Source organism: Enterococcus sp. NPDC086594 (genome assembly GCF_044746145.1).
Taxonomy (GTDB): domain Bacteria; phylum Bacillota; class Bacilli; order Lactobacillales; family Enterococcaceae; genus Enterococcus_D; species Enterococcus_D entomosocium.
Genome location: NZ_JBIVBP010000003.1, coordinates 1 through 22984 on the forward strand (window position 1 = coordinate 1; position 22984 = coordinate 22984).

A 22984-nucleotide genomic window follows, 5' to 3' on the forward strand; every position below is an offset into this window, starting at 1 on the left:
CAAAGTAAGATAACAAAAAATCTGAGCCAGAATGAGGTTCATTCTGACCCAGATTTGATTTTGCACAACTCATCAGTCCTTATTGACAAAGAGCCAGAACTCCCCTTGCATGTGAAACTATAAATTATCCGGTGTCATGATCATTGAAAGGATCATTGGATGACGCTCGGTTTTTTCAAATAGGAATGGCTGTAAAGCCGATGACATCGCTTCTCTTAATTTGTGCTCTGTTGGGTCTGGTTGGTTCAAGACTTCTCGCAACGCACGGAAGAGAATTTGTTGGGCTTCGTTGATCATCTCGCCGGATTCCCGCATGTAAACAAACCCACGAGAAAGAATATCTGGTCCAGCAAGAACTTCTTTCTTCGCCACATCGACTGTCGCTACCGCTAAGACGAGGCCTTCTTCTGAAAGAATACGACGATCTCGTAAGACGACATTCCCGATATCACCGATACCGCTGCCGTCGACATAAACATCATTGGCATTGAAATGACCAGCCAAGCGAGCGGTATCCGCTGTTAAGGCCAACATGTCACCATTTTCCATAATGAAACAATTTTCTTTTGGTACACCGACATCTTGTGCCAGTTGGGTGTGGATGTTCAGCATCCGAAATTCCCCATGGACAGGCATGAAGAATTTTGGCTTCATTAGACGCAACATCAGTTTTTGTTCTTCTTGGCCACCATGACCAGAAGTATGGATGTTGTTCAATTTGCCATGGATCACGTTTGCGCCAGCTTCCAACAGCAAGTTGATCAGCTGATTGACACTCGTGGTATTTCCTGGAATCGGTGAGCTTGAGAAAATCACGGTATCATCTGGGTGAATTTGGATTTGACGGTGAGTCCCGTTGGCAATCCGACTCAAAGCAGCCATCGGCTCTCCTTGAGAACCCGTACAAAGGATCATCGTTTCATTTGCAGGCAAACGATTGATCTCATGAGATTCCACAAATGTACCATCTGGCACCTTGATATAGCCAAGGCGCTGTCCATTGACGATCGCATTTTCCATACTGCGTCCAAAAACGGCGATTTTACGTCCAGTCGCAACCGCCGCATCTGCAGCTTGTTGGAGCCGGAAAATATTGGAAGCAAAGCTGGCAAAAATGATCCGACCATCGATTTTTTCAAAAATCTTTTGAATCGAGCTGCCGATCGTTTTTTCTGATTTGGTAAAGGTTGGAATTTCTGCATTGGTACTATCGGAAAGGAGGCAAAGGACGCCTTCTTCACCAATTTTTGCCATTTTGTGCAAGTTTGCTGGTTCGCCCACAGGCGTAAAGTCAAACTTGAAATCGCCAGTTGCGACGATATTGCCAGAAGGCGTTTTGACAACGACACCTAAAGCATCAGGGATACTGTGGGTCGTTCGGAAGAAGCTGATGGACGTTTTACGGAAACGAATCACCGTATCTTCATTGATTTCGTGTAATTCCGCGTCCCGCAATAAGCCATGCTCATCTAATTTGTTGGTGATCAAAGCAAGTGCCAAGGGTCCCGCATAGATTGGGATATTGGCTTCCCGCAACAAGTAAGGGATTCCGCCAATATGGTCTTCGTGACCATGAGTAACGATCAAGCCTTTGACTTTCGGTAAATTTTGAACGATGTAGCTATAATCGGAAATGACATAGTCGATCCCAAGCAGTTCATCTTCGGGGAATTTGATTCCCGCGTCAATTAAGATGATCTCATCTTGGAATTGAACCCCATAACAGTTTTTTCCGATTTCGCCAAGTCCACCGACGCCGAATACGCCGGTCTCATTATTTTTCAGCGAAACTTTCATCTTAAAACTCCGCTAATTTGAAATCAGCGTTTTCTTTTTCGTAAGCTAAATGTTTTTCATCTAGTTCTTGAACGAACTCGATGTTGTATGGGGTATTTTGTTCCACTAGACGGCGTGCGATCACTGCATCGTCTGCTTCAATGTACAAAGAGTGGGTTTGTTCTCTCTTTGGGTTGCGGTCTTTTGTTTCTTGGTAATAAATTTTGTAAATCATATCTTTTCTCCTTTATCTGCTTTTCGCAGTAGTCTATTTGGTTGATGAATTCGCTGCATCAAAAAATCGAGGTCCGAATAAAGTGACCTGAAAAGAAGGCTTCGAGAGCCGCTGCATGCTTTTTTCAGACAATCGTTGTGAGAAAAAAGAGAAAGCCTCGTCTTTGCTTTCCAAATGTCGTCATAAAAAATTCACCGGGTTTGTAAGTCGTTCCACTACAAGTATCCCTAGTTTATCACAGAAAAACGAATAAGTATAGAAACACGTCATTTTTGAAAAGGCTTACTGAAAGAAAATGAAACGACTATTTCCGAAGTTTACTTTTTTTCGTTGAAAGTGCATTACAATAAGAATATTCCTATGCTATAGTAGAAGTAATGAAGTAAAAAAGGAGGGGATTTTTTGAAATTAATGTGGCACTATACGATGAGAAACAAAAAACTGCTGGTTTTTAATTTCATCTGTGTTTTTGGTTTTATTTTGATTGAATTAGGTTTGCCGACGTTATTGGCAAGAATGATCGACAAAGGGATCGCCGCTGGTGATCGCGACTACATATGGAAAATGGGTGCGGCGATGATCGCGATCACCATTGTGGGGATCACGATGAACATTTTGTTAGGCTATTTCACGTCACGTATCACCACTAACATTGTGGCAGATATTCGTGACGATCTTTTTGAAAAAGTCCAAGGCTATTCACATACTGAATATGAAAAAATCGGGGTTTCATCATTGATCACCCGTGTGACCAATGATGCGTATCAAATCATGCTGTTTATGCAAAGCATCTTACGGACGGGTTTGATGACACCCATGATGTTTGTGGTCAGCTTGTACATGGTCATGCGGACAAGTACACAACTAGGATTATATGTCTTGGGGGCATTGCCGATATTGCTAATGGCAGTCATCGCCATTGCCAAAATCTCGGAACCATTATCCACCAAGCAACAAGCCAATCTAGATAAAATCAATGGCATTTTGCGGGAAAATCTCTCTGGTTTACGAGTGATCCGTGCCTTCGTCAATGAAAAATTTGAAGAAAAACGCTTTGGCAAAGTCAACCAAGCCTATGCGTCTAGTTCTCGCAGCTTGTTTCGCTTGATGGCAACGGCACAACCGGGCTTTTTCTTCTTATTCAATATCGTGATGATCTTGATTATTTGGACGGGAAGTATTCAAATCGATCAAGGGCAACTGCAAGTCGGTGACTTGATTGCGTTTATCGAATACATCTTCCATGCGCTGTTTTCTTTCATGCTGTTTGCGACCGTCTTTACGATGTATCCACGAGCGGCGGTTTCTGCTCGCCGAATCCAAGAAGCGTTAGATGCGACTTCTGAAATCAAAGAGTCAGAACAGCCAGTGACAGAAACTAAGACAAAAGGTTTCTTGGAATTTAAAAATGTTACCTTTGCTTATCCGGGACATGCCCAAAGTCCAGTGATTCGTAATGTTAGCTTTACCGCTTCACCAGGTGAAACTGTGGCGTTTATCGGTAGTACCGGGAGCGGGAAATCGACCTTGATCCAATTGATTCCGCGTTTTTACGACGTCAGTGAAGGCCAAGTCTTGGTGGATGGCGTTGACGTTCGGGATTACAGTTTAACGACTTTGCGCAACAAGATCGGGTTTATCCCTCAAAAAGCGTTGCTATTTACAGGGACGATCGCAGAAAACCTGCGCTATGGGAAAGAAGATGCCACGCAAGCAGAGCTGGAACGAGCAGCCGAGATTGCGCAAGCGGCCGATTTCATTTCTCGCACACCAGATGGCTTTGATGCTCATTTGGCAGAAGGCGGAAGCAACTTCTCTGGCGGACAAAAACAACGTCTAGCGATTGCCCGTGCGGTGATTCGCCAACCAGAGATCTATATTTTTGATGATAGTTTTTCTGCATTGGATTACCAAACGGATGCAAAATTGCGGGCACGTTTGAAAAAAGAAACCACGGAATCGACCGTTTTGATCGTTGCTCAACGAGTAGGAACGATCATGAATGCCGATAAGATCGTCGTCTTGAATGAAGGCGATGTGGTTGGGATCGGTACCCACAAAGAACTGCTGCAAACTTGTCCAGTATACTACGACATTGCGGCGTCACAATTATCAGAGGAGGAGTTGGCACAATGAAAGCAATCTCTTCTTTAAAACGGTTAGGTGCCTACATCAAACCATACAAAGTACAATTTATCCTAGTCTTGCTGTTTACAGTTGCAACCGTCGGCTTCAATGCGGCAATGCCGTATGTTTCTGGATTGCCGACGACAGAGATCAGCCGCAACATCGCTGCAGGCGAAGGCGTTAATTTTGATTACGTGATCCTTTGCTTGATCTGGATCGCAGTCGTTGGTGTCGGTTACTGTTTCTCACAATTGATGTCAGGGCTGCTGATCACCAACGTTGTCCAATCTGCGATGCGAGATTTGCGGCAAGACATTGAAGAAAAAATCAATCGTCTGCCCGTTTCTTACTTCGACCGCAACCAGCAAGGGAATATCCTGTCAAGGGTGACCAATGACGTGGATGCCGTCAGCGGTGCGATGCAGCAAGCCTTGATCGGGATCGTCAATGCCTTCTTAGGAATCATTATGGCGGTTTCTATGATGTTTTATATCAATACTTACATGGCATTGGTTTCATTGATCATGATCCCAGCCTCCTTATTGATTTCTCGCACAATCGTCAAAAAGTCGCAAAAGGACTTCCAAGGCATGCAAAATGCGTTAGGAGATCTGAACGGCTACGTACAAGAAAACATGACTGGATTCAGTGTGTTGAAAGTGTATGGACGGGAAAAGCAAACACTTGAAGGGTTTAAAAACGTTAACCACCAGTTGCGCTATTACGGCTTTCGTTCTGCCTTTGTGTCAGGATTGATGATGCCGCTGGTGCAAATGACCGCTTACTTTACCTATATCGCAATGGCAGTCATGGGTAGTTTTTACGTGATCAGCGGCGTGATCGTTGTTGGTCAGCTGCAAGCGTTCATTCAATACATTTGGCAAGTCAGTCAGCCAATGGGGAACATTACCCAGTTGTCTTCCGTCTTGCAAAGTGCCTCAGCAGCAGCAAAACGGGTCTTTGAAATCTTAGATGAGGAAGAAGAGCCAGTCAATCGAACCGATATCCAATTACCGGAACAAATCAGAGGCGACGTGACCTTTGAACATGTCGGCTTTGCCTATGATCCGAAAAAACCATTGATCAAAGACTTGAACTTTGAAGTCAAAGCTGGGCAAACTGTGGCGATCGTTGGACCAACAGGTGCTGGGAAAACGACCTTGATCAATTTGTTGATGCGTTTTTATGATGTCAATGAAGGGGCTATCAAGATCGACGGCATCGACACGAAAAAGATGGAACGTCACGATGTCCGCTCACTGTTTGGGATGGTTTTACAAGATGCGTGGCTGTATGAAGGCACGATCGGCGATAACATTCGCTTTGGGAAATTAGATGCCACCGATTATGAAGTCGTTGATGCAGCGAAAACCGCCAATGTCGATCACTTCATTCGTACGATGCCAGATGGCTACGAGATGATCATCAATTCTGAAGGTGATAATGTCTCCTTGGGACAAAAACAATTGTTGACCATCGCCCGGGCAGTCATCTCTGATCCGAAGATTTTGATTCTCGATGAAGCCACCAGTTCGGTAGATACCCGCTTAGAAGCGCTGATTCAAAAAGCAATGGATAAAGTGATGGAAGGTCGTACCAGCTTTGTGATCGCCCATCGTTTGTCAACGATTCGTGAAGCGGATCTGATCTTAGTGATGGATCAAGGGTCGATCATTGAAAAAGGCAATCACGAGACCTTGTTGGCAGCTGGCGGCTTTTATAGCCAACTGTATCAAAGTCAATTTTCAGAAGAAGCCGAGTAAGCCGAAAAGAGCGTCCAGTCTGACTGGCGCTCTTTTTGCATTGTAGCAAGGGTGGTGCTATAGTGAAAAAAGAAAGCGCAGATCCGTTTATGGATTGGAAGGAGAAGTTGATGGACAAAGAACAATCAGGGAATGAAACCCAAAAAACAGTTTCGCCCGCCTCGCCGCAAGCGACACCTTGTTTTGTGGCAAAAAATGCGACGATCGTAGGAAACGTGACTCTAGAAAAAGATAGTACGGTCTGGTTTCAAGCAGTGATTCGAGGCGATGCCAATCGAATCGAAATCGGCGCGCGTACCAATATTCAAGATGGAACGATCATCCACGTTGATCACGATGCCCCGACGATCGTTGAAGACGATGTGACTGTTGGGCATCAGTGTATGCTCCATGGCTGTACCATCAAAAAAGGGGCGCTGGTCGGCATGAGCTCGATCGTTTTGAATCATGCCGTGATCGGCGAAAATAGTTTGTTAGGTGCCGGTTCGTTAGTGACGGAAGGAACCGTCATTCCTCCTAATGTGTTGGCGTTTGGTCGTCCGGCACGAGTGATCCGCCCGTTGACAGAAGAAGAGATCGCCAAAAATCAGGCAAACATCACGCATTACGTGGAAAATGGGCATGCTTACCAACAAGGCCAATATGGCGAAGTCTGACGATGAACCAAAAGACGCAAAAAGGTGTACGAATTGCTTCGTACACCTTTTTATGCAAGCTTATTTCAATTTGTTTGATTCCATGATCTCGTCGATCAAGCCGTAGTCTTTGGCTTCTTGTGCGGTCATGAAGTTGTCGCGATCGGTATCGCGTTCAATCACTTCGATTGGTTGACCAGTACGTTCTGACAAGATTTTGTTCAGACGTTCGCGGGTTGCCAAAATGTGGCGGGCAGCAATTTCAATCTCAGTTGCTTGACCTTGTGCGCCACCTAATGGTTGGTGAATCATGATTTCGGCATTTGGTAACGCAAAGCGTTTGCCTTTTTCACCAGCGGTCAATAAGAATGAACCCATAGAAGCAGCCATCCCCATAACGATGGTTTGGACATCGGCTTTGATAAAGTTCATGGTATCAAAGATCGCTAGACCAGCAGTAACGCTTCCGCCAGGCGAGTTGATGTACAAGTAGATGTCTTTTTCAGAATCTTGCGCGTCTAAGAATAAAAGCTGAGCAATGATCGAGTTTGCTAAGTCATCGGTTACTTGACCACTCAACATAATGATCCGGTCTTTTAATAGACGAGAATAGATGTCATACGCTCTTTCACCGCGAGATGATTGTTCAATGACAGTAGGAATTAAATTCATAGTGATAGTCCTCCTAAAAATCGTTATAGATATAGTTTAGCATAAAGTTTTCGCAATATCTAAGAGATAGTATACCGATTAGGTCAAGAAAGGTCAAATAAAAAGTTCGTTATCTTTTTTGCGAAACTTTCAAATATGATACAATATTAAAAAAGGAATGAGGAAGGATCGAAGAATGGCAGTAGCAATAGCAGGTTTGATTGGCGTCTTAGTGGGCGCATTGTTAGTAACCATCATTTTTAATTTACGCATACGGTATGAGGAACAAAAAGAAAAACAACGCCGTTTGTTGGAGCATAAAGTCAAAGAAATCGAAACGCTGGTTTTATTGAATCAAAAAATCAGTGAGATTCTACAAAAACGGGTCATGCTGATGGATGAGTATGTCAGCTTTGATGCCTTTGACGACTGTTATATCACCATCGATGATTTTGCCTATCTACAATCTTTTGCGGCGCAAAACAGTTTTTATCTACCGAATTTTTTCTTGGAAGAATTTTTCAAAAAAATCGGGACACGTCGGGTGATTTTGTCGCCAGAGGAAACCGTTAAGATCGGTGGGTATACGTATAAAGGCGGTCGGATCATTATGGAAAATTTCCTTGATCAATTGGTTGAAATGGTCAATGAGCGTAAAAACCAAATGAAAAACATGACGAGCGAACCGTTGACCTATTTTTCAAAAACGATTTGATTCTTCTGGTCAGTCGGTCGCCTTGGTTAAGGTAACCAAACCATAGTATCGACGATTGCACTTTTTCAACTGATCACACACACTCTTACTGCGATCATAGTAAGAGTGTTTTTCTTTGACCGAAACAAAGCGCTGTCCCCTTAAAAGGATCAAAACAAACAGAGGCTTTTTGGTTCTAGCAGATTCCATGGTAAAATAAAGAGTGAGAATGGAGTGAAAGAATGATGGTACAAATCGTTGCCCACCGCGGGAGTAGCGGCAACCGACCTGAAAACACGCTACCGGCATTCGCGGAAGCGGTGCGGGTCAAAGCTGATATCATTGAGTTAGATGTACATCTATCAAAAGATGGCGGCTTGATCGTCATGCATGATGAAACGGTTGATCGAACGACCAACGGCAAAGGTCGGATCTGTGACCTGACGGTTGCTGAACTAAAAGAACTCAATGCCGGCAGCTGGTTTTCTGAGGAATTCCAAGCCGCCAAAGTCCCCACGCTAAAAGAAGTGTTGGATTTACTTGCAGCGAAGAATTATCGTGGCATTTTGACGATCGAATTAAAAACCGATCATTATGAGTATGAAGGAATCGAAGCCAAAGTATCCGATTTATTGAATAGCCAAGAATGGCCTTTTACTCATTGGTATTGTTCCTTTAATATCGAGACTTTGGATCGGATGCATGCGATCGAACTGGATGCGATCCTTGATTTTATTATGGGACGCGGGGAAGACAAACCACCGTTGGCGCTCAGCCGACCGTATATCGAAGGAATTCATCCGGCCTATCGCTGGGTCCAAGAGACAGCAACGGTCTTGACTGATTTTCCGATTGCGATCCGTCCGTGGACTGTCAATGAAGAAGCGGCGATTCGCACCTGCTTGGCTTTGGGGTTGACCGGGATCATCACCGATTTTCCAGAAAACGCTCGGGCAATTGTGCAGCAGGTCCGCGAGGAAACAAAAGGATGAAAAAAGTCTTAGTGATCGTGGGACCGACCGCAGTCGGTAAAACCGCCTTGAGTATCCAATTAGCTCAAAAATACCATGGGGAGATAATCAGCGGGGATTCCATGCAAATTTATCGACAATTAGATATCGGTACCGCCAAAGTGACGAAGGAAGAAATGGCAGGGATTCCTCATCATTTGATCGATATTCGTGCAATGACGGAAACGTATTCTGCGGCTGATTTCCAGCAAATGGGGCGTGAGGCCATTGAGACGATCCAGCAGCAAGGAAAACTGCCGATCATTGTGGGGGGGACAGGGCTATACATCCAAGCGCTTTTGTATGACTTTAGTTTAGGGGCAGAAGAAGGCGACTCAACGATTCGTCAGCGCTATGAACAAGAAGCAGCAGCCATCGGCAAAGAAGCTCTATGGCAAAAGCTGCAGGCGGTCGATCCCTTGGCAGCAGCGAAGATCCACTACAACAATGAGCGGAAAGTGATTCGTGCGTTGGAGGTTTTTGAAATGACTGGCGAAAGTATTGCTGCACCAAAAGAAACACCGCAAGTTTTGTACGATTTCTTCATGATCGGTTTAACCACTGAGCGAGAATTGTTATACCAGCGAATCAATCAGCGAGTGGACTTAATGATGGATCAAGGCTTGATCGAAGAAGCAAAAGCTGTTTTGCAGTATCCAGAAACGCAAGCCGCAAAAGGGATCGGCTACAAGGAATTTTTGCCCTATTTTCACGGGCAGGCCACATTGGATGAAACCATTGAGCAAATCAAGCAAAACTCACGCCGCTACGCCAAGCGGCAGCTGACGTGGTTCAATAACCGAGCACAGCCCCGATGGATTGATTTAGTGAGACAACCCGAAGAACAACGTACCCTTGAAACAGAAATCGATCAATGGTTGGAGGAGAAAAGATGAGCCAAGAACGTGTGATTCTTGTCGGAGTAGAAACGGAGAAAAACTATCTTCATTTTGATTCGTCAATGAAAGAATTGAAAAGCTTAACAAAAACCGCCAATGGCGAAGTTGTTTTTTCACTGGTGCAAAAACGGCAGCAAGTCGATCGACAAACCGTGATTGGCAAGGGGAAAGTTGCGGAATTGCAGCAGTTGGCAGAAGCACATGAAGCAGATCTAGTGATCTTCAATCATGAACTGACACCAAGACAAAGCCAGTTGATTGGTGATGCGTTAGAAGTGCCGGTGATTGATCGCGTCCAGCTGATCCTCGATATTTTTGCGATGCGTGCCCGTTCCAAAGAAGGAAAGCTGCAAGTAGAATTGGCGCAGCTTGATTATTTGCTTCCACGCTTGATAGGGCAAGGAAAGAACATGTCTCGGCTAGGGGGCGGAATCGGAACGAGAGGGCCAGGGGAAACCAAGCTGGAGACCGATCGTCGACACATCCGCAACCGCATCACCATCATCAAACGGGAATTGAAGGAAGTGGTCGCCCATCGAGACCGGACACGCCAAAAGCGCAAAGACAGCCAAGTCTTTCAAATGGGCTTGATTGGTTATACCAATGCCGGAAAATCAACTATTTTAAATATTTTAACCAGTGCGGATACCTATGAACAAGACCAGCTGTTCGCAACACTCGATCCTTTGACGAAACGCTGGCGGATGCCGGAAGGATTTGAAGTCACCATTACCGATACGGTTGGCTTTATCCAAGAATTGCCGACCCAATTGATCGATGCGTTTCATTCCACACTGGAAGAAAGTCAAAACATGGACTTCTTGCTGCATGTCGTCGATGCCAGTTCCGAAGAACGGGTTCAGCAAGAGGAGACCGTCTTGAAGTTAATGGAAGAACTTTCTTTGACCCAATTACCGATGTTGACGGTCTATAATAAGGCGGATCGCATCGACGCCGATCAGTTTGTCCCAACGCTCTTTCCCAACGTCTTGATCTCGGCAAAGAGTACCAAAGGCAAAGAACGCTTGACTCAGGCGATCAAAATGGAATTGATGCAGATCATGCAGCCTTATCATCTAGTGCTGCAAGCCGATGAAGGCAATGCGCTGAATCGTTTAAAACGGGAGTCACTAGTTTTGAGCAATGCCTTCGATGAAGCAACACAGACCTATCATATCAAAGGATTTGCGCTGGAGGATACCTATCCACTACGCAGAATGGCGCAAGAACAGGAATAAGCAGAAACGGTGCAACCGATGCACCGTTTTTTTGTCGTGACAAAATTATGAAGTATAAGTGGTTTGGCTTGCTTTGAACGCAAAAACCGAACATTTTTGGCTAAAGCACCATTTCTTCCATAAAAACAACTGCTTGAACATACGATCAAATCAAGGACCTAATGAAAAAATCAAAAAAATTTGCATTCATGTCACTTTTTCTAACATGAGGGGTTGACACGCAAAAAAAGAATTGGTATAGTTTCCATAAAGTTACGCAGCATCATTGAAACGGAGGGGAGCCAAGTTATGCGGGAAAAAGAATTGCGGCGCTCAATGTCAGTCTTTCCTATCGGAACAGTCATGAAATTGACCGATCTCACCGCCCGTCAAATTCGTTATTACGAAGAACAAGAATTGATCCACCCGGAACGCAGCGATGGCAATCGACGCATGTATTCGCTGAATGATATTGATACCTTGCTAGAGATCAAAGACTATCTTTCCGATGGACTGAACATGGCTGGGATCAAACGAGTTTATGAAATGAAAGTTGCCAAAGAAAAAGAAGCGAAGAACAAACCGCCGCTGACCGATGAAGATGTTCGTCGAATTTTTTATGATGAACTCTTGGCTCAAGGTGGATTGAATCAACAACAGCCATACCAGCAAAAAGGTCCACGAATGTAGAACACTTGTAGATCATTGCTGTGATATAAAAAAAGAATTGGGAAAAAGGAAGGGATACTATGCCAAAATTTGAAAGAACTGCCGAAGACATCAAACAAATCGTAAAGGATGAGAACGTGCGCTTTTTACGCTTGATGTTTACTGATATTTTAGGAACAAACAAGAACGTTGAAGTACCTGTAAGTCAATTAGATAAAGTACTGGAAAACAAAATGATGTTTGACGGTTCTTCTATTGAAGGATTTGTCCGTATTGAAGAAAGTGACATGTATCTGTATCCTGATTTGTCGACATGGATGATCTTCCCTTGGGAAAGTGAACATGGCAAAGTGGCTCGTTTGATCTGTGATATCTACAATCCAGATGGCACCCCATTTGCAGGCGACCCTCGCGGCAATTTAAAACGGGCATTAGCGGACATGCAATCCCTTGGCTTTACTTCTTTCAATCTTGGACCAGAACCAGAATTTTTCCTATTCAAATTAGATGAAGCAGGCGAAATCACAACGGAATTAAACGACAAAGGCGGCTACTTCGATTTTGCCCCAACCGATCTAGGGGAAAACTGCCGTCGCGATATCGTATTAGAATTAGAAAGCCTTGGCTTTGAAGTTGAAGCGTCTCACCATGAGGTAGCACCAGGGCAACACGAGATCGATTTTAAATATGCGGATGCAGTGGAAGCATGTGACAACATCCAAACCTTCAAACTTGTCGTGAAAACTATTGCTCGTAAACACGGCTTGCATGCAACCTTCATGCCAAAACCATTATTCGGCATCAACGGTTCAGGCATGCACTGCAACATGTCCTTGTTCAAAGACGATGAAAATGTCTTCTTTGATGAAGAAGGGCCAATGCAATTAAGCCAAACAGCGTATCACTTCTTAGGCGGTTTGATCGAACACGCCCGTGCTTACACAGCTGTCTGCAACCCAACCGTCAACTCTTACAAACGCTTAGTGCCAGGTTACGAAGCGCCTGTATACGTGGCATGGTCAGGACGCAACCGTTCACCATTGATTCGGGTACCAGAATCAAGAGGCTTGTCAACGCGTTTGGAATTGCGTTCGGTTGACCCATCAGCCAACCCATACTTAGCAATGGCTGTTTTACTGCAAGCAGGACTTGATGGCGTTAGACGTGAGTTGACACCACCACCAGCAGTCGACCGCAACATCTACATCATGAACGAAACAGAACGTGCAGAAGCACAAATCGAAGATCTGCCATCAACGATCCACAATGCCATCAAAGCATTGCGCAAAGATCAAGTGATGATCGATGCTTTAGGCAAACACATCTATGCCAACTTTGTCGAAGCAAAACGATTAGAATGGGCAGCCTTCCGCCAAACAGTCTCCGAGTGGGAAAGAGAACAATACTTGGAACTATACTAAAATCGCAAGAAAACCGCTAGAGATAAACAATCTAGCGGTTTTTTTATGATGAACTCAGCTTTTATCCTAATAATTCTCGGTTTATTTATTTCCGATAGTCAATAACTGGTTGATCAAAATTTGAACAGAAAAACATTGCGAAGCTAGAGCGGTTCTGTCTATAAGGCGCGTAAATTTTGCCTGATCATTGGGAAAAAATAAAAATATACCAGTCGGGCGAGGACTGGTAAGAGGAAGAAAAATAGTTTTGGTATAAAGCTAGCATAGCCGGTCAAAGTAAAATGAACCTTAAAAAGTAGAAAGTTTCTTGTAAGAAGTCCTTATTCGTCAAAGGTTTCCAGTTCAGACAGTATTTTTGCTGGGACTTCTGATTGAGGGACTTCATTGGGACCCGAGATGACACGGGTTTTACTGATCTCTGCTTTGACTAAGGTATTTGGTGCGAATGGCTTCACATTTTCACCAGAAAGATCATAGGTCATGAGTTCTTTCTCGCCGTTTTTCTTAACAAACTCAAACGTGTACTTATACGTAAAGGAGCCATCGATTTTTTCACCGGAATCGCTGTACGTTTGGGTCTTTTCAGGGACTTTGTTGGGCGTGATGGCATAGGCCGTTATCCCTTGATAAGTTGTTGTATAGTAAGTGTAGCCAAAATAGCCACCTACTGCTAAAATCAAAACGCCAAGCGTCAAAAGTAGTTTTTTCATGGGTGTCATTCCTTTCCATTACTAGCATCACTATAGCATGTGGCCACTAAAATCATTCATCGAAATGGATAACAATATTGTAAGTTTGCTGTTTATCAACAAAAAGCTTGTAATTTTCTGTTTAACAATTGTGATAATGAAAAACATTTCTGAAACCTTCCTGCAATATTGTAATGTTATTCTCTTACTTGTGCCCGATAGCGGGACAAATAATCAAAAGAGAGGTTTTTTCATTTGAAAAAATTTGCATTTACAGTTGTTGCAGGATTTGGTTTATTCGTTGGAGGAACAGTTGTTTCAGCAGCAGAACAAACCCATGTTGTCGAACCAGGAGACACCCTATCTGGGATCGCTGCTACTTATCAAACAACGATCGAAGACCTTTTAGCTTTGAATGATTCGATCGAAAATCCAAATATGATTTTTGATGGCGAAACATTGTTGGTTTCTAACGATGGCCAATCAGTAGAAAACAAAGAAACAAGTACGAAAGAAAGCACAGAAAAAAGTGAATCTACAGCGACTGCTAACGTGAGTCAAACCCTTTCAAGCATTCCTGGTGCTGGTTCTGGAGTCTTGAATCCAGTGGATGGGATCAACTACTTCAATGGTGTGAGAGAATCGTACTACTCACAAAAAGTTTTGCCAGGAGGCGGATTGAACATCCCTGGACGCCATGTAGCCTCTGACGGAACCATCCGTGATGCCGATGGGTACATCGTTGTTGCCAGTGACAATCAACCGAAAGGTTCGACCGGTCAATCATCCTTAGGTGCCTACAAAGTCTATGACACAGGTGTCGGTCATAGCGGTATTGATGTTTATACGAATTGGTAAACAAGTAGAATACGAGTAGAGACGAGCGCATTTTAGAGCTCGTCTTTTTTTGATTGCCGAGAAAAAATCGTCATCTGGTCTAGACTAATTATTGTAATTCAACACAACCTGTGGTATTATTGGACTATACCAAATAGAAACGGAGCGCTGATCATGGAAATTATTCGCGTTAAAGATGCTGCTCAAGGCGGAAAGAAAGCTTTTGAATTGATACAAGAAGGTATGGCAAATGGTGCCAAAGTCCTAGGTTTAGCAACAGGAAGCACGCCAGAGACCCTTTATGCAGAAATGACTGCCAGTGAAGTTGATTTTTCAGAAATGACTTCAGTCAACTTAGATGAATACGTAGGACTAGGCGGCGAAGACGAACAAAGCTATCGCTACTTCATGAATGCTCATTTATTCAATAAAAAACCATTCAAAGAAACCTTCGTACCAAACGGCAAAGCGGAAGACTTAGAAGCAGAATGCCAACGCTACGATAGCGTGATTGCGGATCACCCAGTTGATATCCAAATCTTGGGTATCGGTCAAAACGGACATATCGGCTTCAACGAACCTGGTGCATCCTTTGAAGGAACGACCTCAGTCGTTGACTTGACTGAATCAACCATCAATGCCAACAAACGCTACTTTGATAAAGTCGAAGACGTCCCAACGACGGCGATTTCCATGGGGATCGGTTCAATTATGCAAAGCAAAAAAATCATTTTGATGGCATTTGGCGAAGTCAAAGCGGATGCAATCCAAAAAATGATCGAAGGACCCGTAACCAACGAATTACCAGCTTCAGTTTTACAAAAGCATGATGACGTGATCGTGATCATCGACGAAGCTGCTGCCAGCAACCTGTAAAACAAAATCAGCCCTTTTCAGAAATAAGTCAGAAGGAAAACGCGCCATCCTTGCAGCTTCCCCCTGCGCTTGTGCAGTAATGCCAGCGCAGCTGCGAGCGATGGTTCGTATCTATCTTGCTTATTTCTGAGGAGGCTTTTTTTATTTGGCCGCTCTAGCGATGTTTTTTCCTTTTTTCCATCAGAGATGCTATAGTTAAAAGAGAGAATACGAAGAAAAGAGGGATGCAAATGGTTGATATGCATTTATCCATTCCTGAAGTAGCACTGAGGTTGCTGTTGGCGATGGTCATGGGTGGCGCGATTGGGTACGAGCGGCAGTACAAAAGCCGACCAGCTGGTCTTAGAACCCATATCTTGGTTTGCATGGGGGCTTGTGTCATTGCTTTGATCCAAGTGGAGATCGCCACAGGTGCCATGCGAGATGCGCTGGATCATCCAGATTTAGCAGGCGTGATTCGTTCGGACGAAGCACGATTGATTGCACAAGTCGTCAGCGGGGTCGGTTTTCTAGGCGCCGGAACGATCATTGTGACGAAGCGCTCGGTGACGGGGTTGACGACGGCTGCTTCCTTATGGGCGATCGCCGGTTTAGGAATTGCCATCGGGATGGGCTTTTACACCATCGCATTAAGCAGTTTTATCGGGATCTTCTTTGCATTGACGATCGTTAAGCGGATCGTCCGCGTACCAACAGCAAAGAAATTGGAGATCCAGTACATTCATCGCACCGAGACCAAAGAGTTTTTGACGGAGTACTTCCAAGAGAAAAATATCGTGATCGAAGATGTCAATTTTGATGTCAAATTCATGGAAGACTATCGCATTTATACCAACATTTATACGATTGATCTCCCGCGAGGACTAGGCTTTTCTGAAGTGATCGAAGAATTGTCTGTCTACAAAAATGTCACGAAGATCCGCTTGGTGGATATTGCTTAAAAGCAACAAAAAAGCGAGATTGAAACGTAACGCAAACAGTATCGTTTGCTTCGTTTCAATCTCGTTTTTTGTTGTGTTTTAGAAACGTGGATCGATCCAGTTTTTTGCCATAGCTCGACTAGCATCCCAGGAATCCCAGCCATACCAAGCAGGCTCATTGATCGTATCGATGGATAACTTATAGGTCCAGTACATGTGTCCGGCTCCTTGGTTCCAAGCTGTGATTGAAGCACGCCACAAAGTTTGATAAACTTCTTCTAATTCACTTTTTGTCAAACTACGGTTGCTACTGAATTCCTCTTGTGTGGGATTGATACCGCCTTTGGTATCTGTACCAACAGTATAGGAGTTGAACAAGGACCATTCTCCAACAAAAACCTCGACATATTGTGCAACCGTGGCGATCTCTTTGGCTAAGCCATCAATGAAAGACACGTATGCTTCCAAGGATTGCTCTGTGCCGGCCATTTCTGCCATCATAACGTATTGGTGCGTATCTAGCATGACATTGTGAAAATCGTTTTGGGTGAAAAACTCTTTCCAAGCATGCAATTGGAAGCCATCATGAAAGACGATCACTTTGTCATCGCTTAAATAGTTACGCATTCTTCGATAGGCATCTTGATAAAAAGTTCTCAAAAAGTCTAAAGAGATCGGTGCACTACCTTTTGCTAACGCAAGATCACGAGGTGGGAAACGATCCATGGGATTCATGCTGTGCAACACTTCACCATCTGTGATCGGTTCGTTTAATACTTCAATGCCCCACAATGCTTCGTGATCCGCATATCTTTGCGCCAAACGTTCCAAGACCGTTAATTCGAACGCCACTTCTTCGGGCATTTGTGCCCATCTGACCACACCCGAGAGACCACCATTGTCAAAACCATTTTGGCTGAAGGGTGCGGTATGCAGATCAATCAAGATTTTTAGGTCATAAGCCTTTGCCCAAGCGAAGGCTTTATCCAAATAGTCGATACAGCCAATAAAGGGGGCACGATCACCAAAAATAAAATAAGGGACAGGTATTCGAACGGTATTGAAGCCAGCTGCTGAAATGCGCAAGAAGTCAGCTTCAGTGATGAATGTTTCACGATGAATCAACAGCCGTGCTTGGTATTCAGCTTCAGGTAGATCATAGGCTAAATAATACTCGTCATCGGCAGGTGTTCCTTGAAAGAGACTAGGTGCCATCCATTTTTCTAATACAAGCCAACCGCCTAGGTTGACGCCTCTAAGTTTTTGTTCCATCTTATAGTTCCTCCTTACTAATAGGTGTGGTTATTTTATTGAAAGCGAGAAATAGAAAAATCAGAGCAATGATTGCCATGATTCCGGCAGCGATTCTGACTTGCATGACCGCCGTTGTCATGCCAAACAGTTGACTGATAAAGTTTATGACATAGGGGGAGGAAAAAGCACCAAGATTACAAGCGACCATTGCCAAAGAAACAACTAAGTTATTGGCTTCTGGATCTACATCGCTAAGAATGACACTGTATACATAAGGAACTACAAGATTGGCAAGATAAACCACTAATAGACCAATGAAAAAGACGGTCATCGTAGGTGCTAAAGTTATCGTGAAAAAACCAACCATTGCGAAACTGATGACGACAACTGGTGTAAAGCGCTTTAATAATTTGGTGATTTGACCAAAAGCTAATGCGACCAAGCTGCTAAAAATACCGGCGATCGCTAGTGCGGTGGAAAGAAATCCTTGATTCGTCAGCGCCAATTCTTGAATCAGTAGTGCGGAAGAAGTAATGACGACCATCAAACTAATGAAGAATAAAAAGAGAGTCAAAATACCTAAAGTTACGCTTAATGGCAGCTTTCTTCTTTTTGTATCGATGGCTGATGACTGCGTTGTTTCAACTGGATTTTCATTGACGTTACGATAACCGAAAAGAAAAAGAAACAGAATCGGTAAGATGACCAAGTACACTAAGAATGAAGCTTGCCACGAGATCGTTAACAGTAAGCCCGCAGCAAACGTTGCTAGGCTATTTCCTAAAGTCATCACGGCTGATTGAATACCTAATAAGTTTTTTTGATCGGCACCTGTAAAGTTGTCGCCGATCAAGGAGACGGTCATTGAGTTAAAGAGCCCCAGACCTGCGCCAAACAAAATACGGGCAAATAAAATCAAGCCAAAGTTCATTGTAAATGCCGGTAAGATACCACCGACTAAAGCGATCATCAAGCCTAAACAGACCGTTCGCTTTTTGCCAAGTGCTTTGATAAACCATGAACTTAGCAGAATGAAAATCAAGATTGCCATTGATGGCAGTGTCAAAATAGATTGGACTTGTGCGGTGGTTCGGTCAGAAAAATCGTTCATAATAAAAGGTACGGCTGCTGCTACTGCACCAGCAGCTTGTACGACCAATGAAAGACTCAAAATTCCGATTTTTAACGGCAACCGACTTTTGATTGACATTGAATTTTCTGAAAGCATACATATTCCCCTTAATGTAGTGCAAAGCAAGTGTGCTGAGAATATCTCCCATCTTGCTATTTTGCAACTAACTATTTTTATTCCTGCAAACGATTTCTTGGTATTAATCATAAAGAATGCTGACAGGACTTGAAATATCAAAAAAAAGGGGAAATTTACCATTTTTCATTTATTATGTGAAAAAAAAGCTTTTTTCGAATCCTCAGAGGAAGAAGTAGAAGTCGCTTTTCTCGAATCATTATTTGTCGATTACTTATTTTGCTGCTTCTAACTGGAGCTTACGGTATTTATTCGGCGACATGTTTGCCCATTTTTTGAATTGTCTCGTAAAGTGGGCGGCATTTTGATAGCCAATGATCTCTGCGATTTCGGCGATGGCCAATTTGGGTTGATGGAGATAGAATTTTGCTTGGTTGAAGCGTAATTGATCTAAGTACTGTTTTGGACTACTAGCATAAACTTTTTTGAAAACCGTCAGCATCGTACTATTACTAATGTTCAATGAATTGGCTGTATAACTCATGGAAAGCAAGGCCTTGTTTTCTTCCGTTGGGCATTGTGTGTACGTACGAAAATTTTGTTGGATCGATTCTGCGATCGCTTTTGCTAAAACAAGGGAAGTGTTATCTGTATGCGCTAACTGATTTTTTTCATCTTCGACATAGTCTAGTAAGGCACGCATCAGTTCTAACAGTAAGATCTCAATGGCGATTTTTTCTTTCATTCCAAAGTATCCGCTTGCCAAAAACGCAATGTATTGCTGAAGGATCTCAACGATCGCTTGGTAAGCGGGATTTGTCTTTTTTAGTAGTAAAGGACAATACATCAACAACTGTTGCTGAATCTCAGGATCATCAAGATCGAAATGCATACAAAAATACTCTAAACCTTCTGCTACGAGACAAGTATTTTCATGAGCGGTACCAGGCGGTATCAGGATCACATCATTTGCCACAAAATCAAACTGCCTGCCTTCAAATATTGTGCGCTGCTCTCCATCAATGATCATCATGATCTCAAAAGCAAAGTGGGTCTCTTGCGGTGCACACCATCCTTCGGAAACGCGTTGCTTGTGTCCACCAAAGGTTTTTAAATTGATGTCGATATCGGGTAATTTGACCAGCTGTTCTAGCCATTTAGGTGTTGGGTTCATTCGGTACGACCTCCTTAAAAATGAAAAATGGTAAGTATTGGCTTTTTTTTGATATTCATTCTACCCTAAAAGTTTCGTAAGATAAATGTAGCAATCGAATAAAACGGTTTCAATTTATCGCATTCGCCTGCAAACGATGATAAAAAAACTGTTGTTTGGTTGCAAAACGAATAAAAAGTTAAGAATAGGAAGGAAGCTTATGACAATCATCAAAAATCCAGTTATTCCTGGAATGGCGCCTGATCCCTCTATCATTTGTGTGGATGAGCGTTATTATATCGCAACTTCAACCTTCCATTGGACACCTGCGATTCAACTTTTCGAATCAAAGGATCTTGCGAATTGGCAACTTGTTGGCTATGCCTTGAACAATGAAGAAGTGAATTTACGTGGAACCAATACACCAGCTGGTATCTGGGCACCACATTTATCTTATGATCCACAAACAAAACGATTTTGGCTGGCGTATTCACATATGGTCAACATGGCAGGACGTGAATTTAATGCTGATTCCTATGCCATTTGGGCGACTGACATCCGAGGACCATGGTCAGAACCGATTTATTTTACCTCAATTGGCTTTGATCCAGCGCTATTTCATGACGAGGATGGGCGGCATTATTTAACGATTTTGGAATGGGAAACAAGAGAAGGCTATCAAGCGCCGGGACATATTGTTCTTGCGGAGATCGACTTGCCTTCAGGTAAATTACTGTCCCCTTGGCATCGCGTAACACAAGGGTTCACCACCAGAGGGTGTGCGGAAGCACCCCAAATCTACAAGCATGAAGGGGCATACTTTTTATTGCTGGCATCTGGAGGCACGGGCTATGCTCATGGTGTGGAAGTCGGTCGCGCAGAGACTATTTTTGGTCCTTATGAAGCGCATCCTTCTGGCGAACCGATCCTTACTTCTTCTCCAAGGCATCTGTTTTCTTTAGGCGACCCTGATGCTGGGCATTTTGAAATGGTCAATCCTCATTCAGTGATGCAAAAAGCAGGACATGGTTCGCTCGTCCATACCCATACTGATGAATGGTTCATGGCTCATTTAATGGCAAGACCCTTAGAGGGGCAGCTGTTGAATCCTCTTGGAAGAGAAGCTTCTATTCAAAGGATGCACTGGACCGAAGACAATTGGTTGGAAATGGAAGATGGAAGCAATTTGGCAAAAATGACTTTTAAAGGATTAGCTGGTGTTCCAATTGACAATGAACCAAACACTGATTTATTTGATTCATTTCAAGAGGCGCAGTATCTGTTAGAATTTATGACACCGTATCGCCAACAGCATCAGTCATGGGTCAGTACGCAAAAGCGGCAGGGGTACTTACGGATCTATGGGGGCAACTCCTTGTTTTCACAGATGAATCCTGCCATCATGGCAACACGAGCAACCTCTTTCACCTATGAGGTGGAGACCTTGTTGGAGTTTCAACCGAACCATTATTCACAAACAGCAGGACTTGGGCTTTATTATGATTCAAACAATTGGTTATATGCTCATATTACCTATTCAGAAGAAAAGCGATGTCCTTATTTGACTCTCTTACAGGCAAAATTAGGACAAAGGATCGAATATGTAAATACTCGCGTCGTCGTTCCCGAAGGAAATATTCACCTGAAAATTAGATACGAGCATGGGATCGCAAACGTCTACTATCGATTAGAGGAACAAGAGACTTGGCAAGTTTTGCTACAAGATCTGTCAGTGGCGTACTTATCTGATGAAGGAGTCAATGGAATGCCAGGAGAAATAGGCGGCTTCACAGGATTATTTAATTTCATTGGTGCCGTGGATGCACACCAACATCAATCCTATGCTGATTTTGCTTATTATAAAGTGACGAATCATTCGTCTGCATCTTAATCAGGCTCCTTATGGAGTGAGCACCCGTATCATACTTTCACTAAACAAATAAAAACCTTCAAGAGAAACACAAACGTGTAGCTCTCGAAGGTTTTTTGTATGAAGGAATTGTCATCGCAGTGGATTGCCTGATTACTTGAAAAAAGAGCCAGTTAGCAAGACTGATACAAAAACGATCACTATTGAAGTCAGCAAATTGACCCCTTCATTCGTTACAAAGGAAAGACCGCCGACTTGCTTGGTCGCAACGTCGTGGTGGCTTTTTTTTTCGGTGTATTGGTGACAGACAATGCATTGATAACGCACCTGAATCGTTGCCCCCAGTAAGCTGTCCAAAAGACTACCGCAAAAGCCTAAAGCAGTCAAAGTCAACCATAGATCAAAGGAGAACGGCTTGCCGTTCAACCATAAAGCTGCTGAGAATAAACCAGTGATGGCGAGACTCCCTGCTAGGGAAGCAGCAGTTCCCAACCAACTGACACCGCCGGAAAGTCCCGGTGGTAATTTTTTTCCCGTTAGTAAGTGACGCGGTGGACTTGGACTCAGCACGCCGATTTCTGAGCCCCAAGTGTCAGCCGTACAGCTAGCGATTCCCGCCACAAATCCCCAAAGGAATAGCGGTTCTTTCGTCCAAAAGGCAAGCAGTAGAGCAAAGATGCTTGGTGCGATGTTCGCAAAGACTTGTTTTGCATCACGGCGAGCACCTTTGGCAAGCACAGCTAACTCTGGCTGACGGCGCATTTTCTTTAAAAGACCAATGATGCCAGAGCTGGCAAAGAAAAAGCCAATCAAAAAGATGCTGTACCACGGACCAAAGCCAATAACCAGTGTGCCGCAAAGAATCGCAGCCAGTGCGCCAGAAATAGTCAGCCACTGAAAGACGAATGCTGCCGCTGCAACGAATATGCTGGCAAACAATCCTAGCATGAATTGATAGAAGAAAACCATTTGAACACTCCTTTGCGTATAGTGTAGCATAGGTCTCATTTATTTTACCGCAGTTAACAAAAAAATAGTAAGGAAGATAGCTTTTTACTCGTCAAATGAGAGCGTTTCATTT

At 43.6% G+C, this 22984-nt stretch carries 21 protein-coding genes; 13 read left to right on the plus strand and 8 right to left on the minus strand.

Annotated features, from left to right (window positions below):
* Window positions 1-117 precede the first annotated feature (117 nt).
* Window positions 118-1797, minus strand: a complete 1680-nt coding sequence (gene rnjA / locus ACIPK1_RS06305) for a ribonuclease J1 (protein ID WP_005237517.1) — start codon at window positions 1795-1797, stop codon at window positions 118-120.
* Between the two features lies 1 nt (window position 1798).
* Window positions 1799-2011, minus strand: coding sequence for a DNA-directed RNA polymerase subunit epsilon (locus ACIPK1_RS06310; RefSeq protein ID WP_005225157.1), 213 nt, complete (start codon window positions 2009-2011; stop codon window positions 1799-1801).
* A gap of 402 nt (window positions 2012-2413) precedes the next feature.
* On the opposite strand from ACIPK1_RS06310, the gene ACIPK1_RS06315 reads away from it, so the two are divergent.
* From ACIPK1_RS06315 to ACIPK1_RS06325, 3 genes are all read left to right on the plus strand, one after another.
* Window positions 2414-4147, plus strand: coding sequence for an ABC transporter ATP-binding protein (locus tag ACIPK1_RS06315; RefSeq protein ID WP_008377050.1), 1734 nt, complete (start codon window positions 2414-2416; stop codon window positions 4145-4147).
* On the plus strand, window positions 4144-5901 hold the full coding sequence (locus ACIPK1_RS06320) for an ABC transporter ATP-binding protein (RefSeq protein ID WP_005237514.1): 1758 nt from the start codon (window positions 4144-4146) through the stop codon (window positions 5899-5901). Before ACIPK1_RS06315 ends, ACIPK1_RS06320 begins: the two co-directional genes overlap by 4 nt.
* A gap of 62 nt (window positions 5902-5963) precedes the next feature.
* Window positions 5964-6557, plus strand: coding sequence for a gamma carbonic anhydrase family protein (locus ACIPK1_RS06325; protein WP_400450297.1), 594 nt, complete (start codon window positions 5964-5966; stop codon window positions 6555-6557).
* Window positions 6558-6617: 60 nt separating this feature from the next.
* On the opposite strand, the gene clpP is transcribed toward ACIPK1_RS06325, so the two are convergent.
* Window positions 6618-7208: an ATP-dependent Clp endopeptidase proteolytic subunit ClpP gene (gene clpP, locus ACIPK1_RS06330; RefSeq protein ID WP_005225161.1), complete on the minus strand. Its 591-nt coding sequence runs from the start codon at window positions 7206-7208 to the stop codon at window positions 6618-6620.
* Window positions 7209-7383: 175 nt separating this feature from the next.
* Between clpP and ACIPK1_RS06335 the strand changes: the two genes are divergently transcribed.
* The 6 genes from ACIPK1_RS06335 (at window position 7384) to glnA (ending at window position 13097) form a co-directional block, all read left to right on the plus strand.
* Window positions 7384-7902: a hypothetical protein gene (locus ACIPK1_RS06335; RefSeq protein ID WP_008377057.1), complete on the plus strand. Its 519-nt coding sequence runs from the start codon at window positions 7384-7386 to the stop codon at window positions 7900-7902.
* A gap of 221 nt (window positions 7903-8123) precedes the next feature.
* A complete protein-coding gene (locus ACIPK1_RS06340) occupies window positions 8124-8873 on the plus strand; it encodes a glycerophosphodiester phosphodiesterase (RefSeq protein WP_400450300.1) in 750 nt (249 codons plus the stop codon).
* Complete coding sequence (gene miaA / locus ACIPK1_RS06345) at window positions 8870-9787, plus strand: tRNA (adenosine(37)-N6)-dimethylallyltransferase MiaA (RefSeq protein ID WP_400450302.1); 918 nt, start codon at window positions 8870-8872, stop codon at window positions 9785-9787. Before ACIPK1_RS06340 ends, miaA begins: the two co-directional genes overlap by 4 nt.
* Window positions 9784-11028, plus strand: coding sequence for a GTPase HflX (hflX, locus tag ACIPK1_RS06350; protein WP_121259933.1), 1245 nt, complete (start codon window positions 9784-9786; stop codon window positions 11026-11028). Before miaA ends, hflX begins: the two co-directional genes overlap by 4 nt.
* A 288-nt stretch (window positions 11029-11316) precedes the next feature.
* Window positions 11317-11697 (plus strand): MerR family transcriptional regulator, encoded by a 381-nt coding sequence (locus ACIPK1_RS06355; protein WP_005225166.1) that lies wholly within the window; start codon window positions 11317-11319, stop codon window positions 11695-11697.
* Between the two features lie 59 nt (window positions 11698-11756).
* Window positions 11757-13097 (plus strand): type I glutamate--ammonia ligase, encoded by a 1341-nt coding sequence (glnA, locus tag ACIPK1_RS06360; RefSeq protein ID WP_194188740.1) that lies wholly within the window; start codon window positions 11757-11759, stop codon window positions 13095-13097.
* 320 nt (window positions 13098-13417) lie between these two features.
* Here glnA and ACIPK1_RS06365 read toward each other — a convergent pair whose 3' ends face one another.
* Window positions 13418-13807: a DUF1093 domain-containing protein gene (locus ACIPK1_RS06365; protein WP_005237494.1), complete on the minus strand. Its 390-nt coding sequence runs from the start codon at window positions 13805-13807 to the stop codon at window positions 13418-13420.
* A gap of 234 nt (window positions 13808-14041) precedes the next feature.
* On the opposite strand from ACIPK1_RS06365, the gene ACIPK1_RS06370 reads away from it, so the two are divergent.
* The 3 genes from ACIPK1_RS06370 to ACIPK1_RS06380 all read left to right on the plus strand — a co-directional run bounded on the left by ACIPK1_RS06370 (window position 14042) and on the right by ACIPK1_RS06380 (window position 16440).
* Window positions 14042-14644, plus strand: a complete 603-nt coding sequence (locus ACIPK1_RS06370; RefSeq protein WP_196044104.1) for a LysM domain-containing protein — start codon at window positions 14042-14044, stop codon at window positions 14642-14644.
* 153 nt (window positions 14645-14797) lie between these two features.
* Complete coding sequence (gene nagB / locus ACIPK1_RS06375) at window positions 14798-15499, plus strand: glucosamine-6-phosphate deaminase (protein WP_005225171.1); 702 nt, start codon at window positions 14798-14800, stop codon at window positions 15497-15499.
* A 230-nt stretch (window positions 15500-15729) separates the two neighbouring features.
* The gene (locus ACIPK1_RS06380) at window positions 15730-16440 is read left to right on the plus strand and encodes an MgtC/SapB family protein (protein WP_008377072.1); all 711 of its coding nucleotides are present in this window, start codon (window positions 15730-15732) and stop codon (window positions 16438-16440) included.
* 78 nt (window positions 16441-16518) lie between these two features.
* Here ACIPK1_RS06380 and ACIPK1_RS06385 read toward each other — a convergent pair whose 3' ends face one another.
* From ACIPK1_RS06385 to ACIPK1_RS06395, 3 genes are all read right to left on the minus strand, one after another.
* Complete coding sequence (locus tag ACIPK1_RS06385; protein WP_400450306.1) at window positions 16519-17691, minus strand: glycoside hydrolase family 5 protein; 1173 nt, start codon at window positions 17689-17691, stop codon at window positions 16519-16521.
* A gap of 1 nt (window position 17692) precedes the next feature.
* Window positions 17693-18901, minus strand: coding sequence for an MFS transporter (locus tag ACIPK1_RS06390; protein WP_244733089.1), 1209 nt, complete (start codon window positions 18899-18901; stop codon window positions 17693-17695).
* A 253-nt stretch (window positions 18902-19154) separates the two neighbouring features.
* The gene (locus ACIPK1_RS06395) at window positions 19155-20054 is read right to left on the minus strand and encodes an AraC family transcriptional regulator (RefSeq protein WP_244733091.1); all 900 of its coding nucleotides are present in this window, start codon (window positions 20052-20054) and stop codon (window positions 19155-19157) included.
* Between the two features lie 199 nt (window positions 20055-20253).
* Here ACIPK1_RS06395 and ACIPK1_RS06400 point away from each other — a divergent pair, with 199 nt between their 5' ends.
* Window positions 20254-21924: a family 43 glycosylhydrolase gene (locus tag ACIPK1_RS06400; protein ID WP_244733092.1), complete on the plus strand. Its 1671-nt coding sequence runs from the start codon at window positions 20254-20256 to the stop codon at window positions 21922-21924.
* 132 nt (window positions 21925-22056) lie between these two features.
* Here the strand turns inward: ACIPK1_RS06400 and ACIPK1_RS06405 are convergent, their stop codons facing one another.
* Window positions 22057-22872: a DUF92 domain-containing protein gene (locus ACIPK1_RS06405; RefSeq protein WP_400450309.1), complete on the minus strand. Its 816-nt coding sequence runs from the start codon at window positions 22870-22872 to the stop codon at window positions 22057-22059.
* Window positions 22873-22984: the final 112 nt, after the last annotated feature.